Here is a 5,494-nt window from a genome sequence, read left to right as displayed (position 1 = left end):
GTTTCCGCTCCATCGACGACATGCCGGCCCTGGCTGGCAAGACAGTGCTGGTTCGCGCTGATCTGAATGTGCCGATGGCGGATGGGCAGGTAAGTGACGACACCCGCCTGCGGGCCGCAGTGGCGACCATCGCGGCGCTGGCCGATGCCGGGGCCAAGGTGCTGGTGCTGTCGCACTTTGGCCGGCCCAAGGGGCGCGATGCCAGCAACAGCCTGAAGCCGATTGCAGCGCCGCTTGGCGCGGTTCTGGGTCGGCCGGTGGCCTTTGTGGATGATTGCGTTGGCGCCGGCGTGGCGGCGGCTGTCGGGGCGCTGCCGGCCGGCGGGATTGCCTTGCTGGAAAACACCCGCTTCCATGCCGGCGAGGAAGCCAATGATCCGGCGTTTGTGGCCGAACTGGCGGCAGCGGGCGATTATTACGTCAACGATGCCTTTTCCGCCGCGCACCGCGCCCATGCCAGCACCGAAGGCCTGGCGCATGTGTTGCCGGCCTTTGCCGGGCGCACGATGGCAGCCGAACTGAAGGCGCTGGAAGCCGCGCTGGGCAGCCCGAAACGCCCGGTGGCGGCAATCGTTGGCGGCGCGAAAGTATCGAGCAAGATCGACGTGCTCATCCATCTGGTGGAAAAGGTCGATCATCTGATGATCGGCGGCGGCATGGCCAACACGTTTTTGGCGGCACGCGGCATCGATGTCGGCAAATCGCTGTGCGAACATGATCTGCAAGCCACCGCGCTCGACATCATGGCGCGGGCAGAGGCCGCTGGCTGCACCATCCATCTGCCGTACGATGTGGTGGTGGCAAAAGAATTCAAGGCCCATGCGCCAAACCGCATTGCCAATATCCACGATATCCAGCCCGATGAAATGGTGCTGGATATCGGCCCGGCCGCTGTCGAGGCGCTGGCCGATGCGCTGAAAACCTGCGCCACGGCCTTGTGGAACGGGCCGCTGGGTGCGTTCGAAATTCCGCCCTTCGATGCTGCCACCGTGGCGCTGGCCCGCACGGCTGCGGCGCTCACGCAAGGCGGCAGCTTGCTCACTGTGGCAGGCGGCGGTGACACGGTCGCGGCGCTGGCCCATGCCGGCGTGACCCAGGATTTCAGTTTCATTTCCACCGCTGGCGGCGCCTTCCTGGAATGGATGGAAGGCAAGGCCCTGCCCGGCGTGGTTGCGCTTCAACAGTCTTGAACAGAGGAACAGCTATGTCGATCACGCCCACCGTCAAGGCCATTCTCGGTAACTACGAGAGCGACAATCCCGGCACCAAGAGCAATATTGCCCGTATGCTGCTGCAGGGCCGTCTGGGTGGCACCGGCAAGATGGTGATCCTGCCGGTCGATCAGGGATTTGAACATGGCCCGGCGCGCAGCTTTGCGCCCAACCCCGAAGCCTATGATCCGCATTATCACTACCAGCTCGCCATCGATGCCGGCCTTTCGGCCTATGCCGCGCCGCTGGGCATGCTGGAAGCCGGCGCCGACACGTTTGCTGGCCAGATTCCGACCATCCTGAAACTGAACAGCAGCAACAGCTGGGCCACTGGCGTCAATCAGGCTGTAACGGGCGGTGTGGACGATGCGCTGCGACTGGGCTGCGCTGCCATCGGTTTCACCATCTATCCGGGCGCCGACGACGTGTTCGACATGATGGAAGAATTCCGCGAACTGGCTGCTGAAGCCAAATCGGTTGGCCTCGCCACCGTGCTGTGGAGCTACCCGCGCGGCGGCAATCTGAGCAAGGATGGCGAACTGGCGCTCGACGTTGGTGCCTACGCGGCCCACATGGCGGCGCTGCTCGGCGCGCACATCATCAAGGTGAAGCTGCCGAGCGCGCATATCGAGCAGAAGGACGCGCAGAAGGCCTACAAAGGAAGCGACTGGTCCGGCCAGGACAAGCGCGTGGCGCATGTGGTGAAATCCTGCCTGAACGGCCGCCGCCTGGTGGTGTTCTCGGGCGGCGCCACCAAGGGCACCGATGCGGTGTTTGACGATGCGGTGGCCATCCGCGACGGCGGCGGCAACGGCAGCATCATCGGCCGCAACACCTTCCAGCGCCCGCGCGCCGAAGCGCTGGCGATGCTGGACAAGATCGTCGACATTTATCTGGGCAAGGTTTGATCTTGAGCGCGACCGAAGACGAACTGGTTCCCCTGCCGGCGGATTTTGCTGGCCGCTTCGATCAGGATGAGCGGCCGCCGTGCCAGCTTTACATCGTCTCGCCGCCGCGCATCGAAATTCCGGCCTTCGCCGACAGCTTGAAGGCGGCGCTGGATGCCGGCCCGGTGGCGGCGTTTCAGCTGCGGCTGAAGGATGTGAGCGATGATGAGGTGCTGCGCGCCTGTGCAGCGCTGCTGCCGGTGTGCCAGGCCGCCGATGTGGCCTTCATCCTGAACGACCGCGCTGATCTGGCCAAACTGGCGGGCGCCGATGGTGTGCATCTGGGGCAGGGCGATGGCAGCATCGTCGAGGCTCGCGCGCTACTGGGCCGCGAGGCGCAGATTGGCCGCACCTGCCACGACAGCCGGCATCTCGCGATGGAGGCCGGCGAGGCGGGCGCGGATTATGTGGCGTTCGGCGCGTTTTACGACACCACTACCAAGCCCAGCCATTATCGCCCAACCCCCGACATCTTGGGCTGGTGGACGACGCTGAGCCAGGTGCCGTGCGTCGCCATTGGCGGCATCTTCCCGCATAACGCAGCGCCGCTGGTCGACGCCGGCGCGGATTTCATCGCCGTGGTGCGCGCGGTATGGGATCACGAAGGCGGTTCTGGTGCCGGGGTGAAAGCCTTCGGCGACGTGCTGGGCTGGTAAATCGTCAGGCTTGACGAGCCCACCGCCAACATTCACTGTATTATTCGAACCACACAGAGGAAAAACCATGCGCATCATGTTGTTGGCAGGACTGGTTGGTTTTGGTTTGGCGCAGGCAGCGATGGCACAAGAGACCTCTCCGCCGGTGCAGGTGATGGTGCTGGGCAGCTATCACTTTGGCAATCCCGGCCTTGATACCAACAACATGCAGGCCGAATCCGTGCTGACCCCACAGCGCCAGAAAGAACTGGAGCGGGTGGCGCAGGCGCTGGTGAAATTCCGGCCGACGCATGTAATGGTGGAAATGCAGAGCAAGGAACCCGGCCTGGCCATTGGCGAGTATCGCCGTTTCGATGCGAAGATGCTGGCCACCGACGCCAATGAAATCGTGCAGATCGGCTATCGCGTGGCGAAACTGGCCGGGCTGGCCGATGTGCAGGGCATCGATGAACAGCCGGCCGGTGATGAGCCGGATTATTATCCCTACGACAAGGTGCAGGCCACTGCTGCAAAGTTCGGTCAGTCAGCCGATCTGGTCGCACTGAACACGCCGGTCGCTGCGTGGCTGAAAAAGCTCGAGGCAAGTCAGAAGACCTTGAGCATCGCGCAAATGCTCATGATCAATAACGACCCGGCCGAAATCGGGAATGATATGGACAGCTACTACGGCATGTTGCCAATTGGCGACGCTGACACCCAGACCGGCGCTGACCTGAACGCCATGTGGTATCTGCGAAATGCCAAGATTTTCAGCAAGCTGATGCATCTGGCAAAGCCGGGGGCCAAGGAGCCTGCGCGCGTGCTGGTGGTGTATGGCGGCGGGCATGGGTTCTGGCTGAGGCATTTCGCGCAGCTGACGCCGGGGTATCGCAATGTGGATGTGCTGCCGTATCTGAAGCAGGCGCGCTGAAATTAAGATCGATTGTCATGCTGGCGCAGGCCAGCATGACGGGGAAACTTGCCCCGGCGTTTCGCTTCCGCTATGGCCCAGCCCGCTTATTTGCTGCTCTTTCGCATTCCCATCCCCACCGCACGGCCCGCGCCTCACGCTGGCCGCAAGGACTTGCCCCATGGTCGCCCATTCATCGCTGATCACCGTCATGGAAAAGGCCGCGCGCAAGGCGTCGCCCAAGCTGCGCCGCGATTTCGGGGAAGTGGATGCGCTGCAGGTTTCCCGTAAGGGGCCGGCCGATTTCGTCTCCAACGCCGATCGTTCCGCCGAAGCCAGCGTGGTGGAAGTGCTGCGCCATGCGCGGCCGGATTGGGGCCTGCTGCTGGAAGAAGGCGGCGAGATCAAGGGTGAGGATGAGCGTTGCCGCTGGATCGTCGATCCGCTGGATGGCACGTCGAATTTTCTGCACGGCATCCCGCATTTCGCCATCTCCATCGCCGCTGAAATCGATGGCGAGGTGACGGCGGGCCTGATCCACCAGCCGCTGACCGGCGAAAGCTATTGGGCGGAAAAGGGCCGCGGCGCCTGGCTTTCGGATCGCCGTCTGCGCGTGTCGGGCCGCCGCGATCTGAACGACTGCCTGATCGCGACGGGCATTCCCTATATGGGGCACGGCGATCGCGGCCAATTTGCGACGATCCTGAACGCGGTGATGCCAGAAGTCGCAGGCGTGCGCCGTTTCGGTGCCGCCAGCCTTGATATGGCCTGGGTGGCGGCGGGGCGATTTGATGGCTTCTGGGAAACCGGCCTGTCCTATTGGGACATTGCGGCCGGCATCCTGCTGATCAAGGAAGCCGGCGGCTTTGTCAGCGATTTCCGTGGGCAGGATGGCATGGTTGGCCGCCGCGAAATGGTGGCCGGCAACGGCGCTATCCAGTCCAAACTGCACAAGCTGGTGGCTGGCGCGCTGCGTTGAGCCTTGTTGCAGTGCCGCAGCCTCGACAAAATGGCGCAATTTTTGCGTGTCAGAGGTTGCCCCTGAAGGGCTTGGCGGCTAATCATGGTGCATCGCAACAGCTGTTGGAAACCCCCAGGCCATGTCGGCCATTGCCTCTGAATATCTGCCGGTCCTGCTGTTCTTTGCAGTGGGCATCGCCTTCGCCCTGATTTTCGTCAGTGCGCCCATTGCCGTGTCGGCGCTGATCGGTACGTCCAAACCCGAAGCGGTGAAATTGTCGGAGTATGAAAGCGGCTTCCCCGCCTTCTCCGATGCGCGCGCCAAATTCGATGTGCAATTCTACCTCGTCGCCATCCTGTTCATCGTGTTCGATCTGGAAGCGGCCTTCCTGTTCCCGTGGGCGGTCAGCCTGCACTGGGGCGGCGAAGCGGCATGGTGGGCGATGATGGAATTCCTCGGCGAACTGGGCATCGGCCTGGTTTATGCCTGGAAAGTGGGAGCGTTGGAGTGGGAGTGATCGTGCCTCAAAACGGCGCAATCGCGCTGCCGGAAACCAACCGCGACTTGTTTCTGGGCGATGTGAGCCAGGAGGTGGCGGACAAGGGCTTTCTGGTCACCTCGACCGAAGACCTGTTTCATTGGGCCCGCACTGGCAGCCTGTGGTGGATGACCTTTGGCCTGGCCTGCTGCGCGGTCGAAATGATGCACACCAACATGCCGCGGTACGACATGGAACGGTTTGGCATCGCGCCGCGCGCCTCACCGCGCCAGAGCGACGTGATGATCGTGGCCGGCACGCTGTGCAACAAGATGGCCCCGGCGCTGCGCCG

Annotated in this window: 7 protein-coding genes; all 7 read left to right on the top strand. The window is 63.1% G+C overall.

From position 1 onward, the window contains the following. Positions 1–1,190, top strand: a 1,190-nt coding sequence (locus tag RMO81_RS13560) for a phosphoglycerate kinase (protein WP_310476425.1), incomplete at its 5' end; no start/stop codon positions are given. A 14-nt stretch (positions 1,191–1,204) separates the two neighbouring features. After that, positions 1,205–2,119 carry a class I fructose-bisphosphate aldolase gene (locus RMO81_RS13555; protein WP_310476424.1) on the top strand — a complete coding sequence of 305 codons (915 nt, stop codon included), beginning with the start codon at positions 1,205–1,207 and terminating at the stop codon, positions 2,117–2,119. 2 nt (positions 2,120–2,121) lie between these two features. Next, positions 2,122–2,814: a thiamine phosphate synthase gene (gene thiE, locus RMO81_RS13550; protein ID WP_310476423.1), complete on the top strand. Its 693-nt coding sequence runs from the start codon at positions 2,122–2,124 to the stop codon at positions 2,812–2,814. A gap of 67 nt (positions 2,815–2,881) precedes the next feature. Beyond that, positions 2,882–3,724 (top strand): DUF5694 domain-containing protein, encoded by an 843-nt coding sequence (locus tag RMO81_RS13545; RefSeq protein ID WP_310476422.1) that lies wholly within the window; start codon positions 2,882–2,884, stop codon positions 3,722–3,724. 160 nt (positions 3,725–3,884) lie between these two features. Further along, positions 3,885–4,682 (top strand): inositol monophosphatase family protein, encoded by a 798-nt coding sequence (locus RMO81_RS13540; protein ID WP_310476421.1) that lies wholly within the window; start codon positions 3,885–3,887, stop codon positions 4,680–4,682. Between the two features lie 121 nt (positions 4,683–4,803). Further along, a complete protein-coding gene (gene ndhC, locus RMO81_RS13535; RefSeq protein WP_310476420.1) occupies positions 4,804–5,181 on the top strand; it encodes an NADH-quinone oxidoreductase subunit A in 378 nt (125 codons plus the stop codon). Next, the coding region (gene nuoB / locus RMO81_RS13530; RefSeq protein WP_310476419.1) for an NADH-quinone oxidoreductase subunit NuoB at positions 5,178–5,494 on the top strand (317 nt) is incomplete at its 3' end. The genes ndhC and nuoB, both read left to right, overlap by 4 nt.

This window comes from Sandarakinorhabdus sp. (assembly GCF_031422795.1).
In the GTDB taxonomy this organism is placed as follows: Bacteria; Pseudomonadota; Alphaproteobacteria; order Sphingomonadales; family Sphingomonadaceae; genus Sandarakinorhabdus.
Note: the sequence above shows the minus strand (reverse complement) of the source record. Positions and strands in the feature narration are given on the sequence as shown.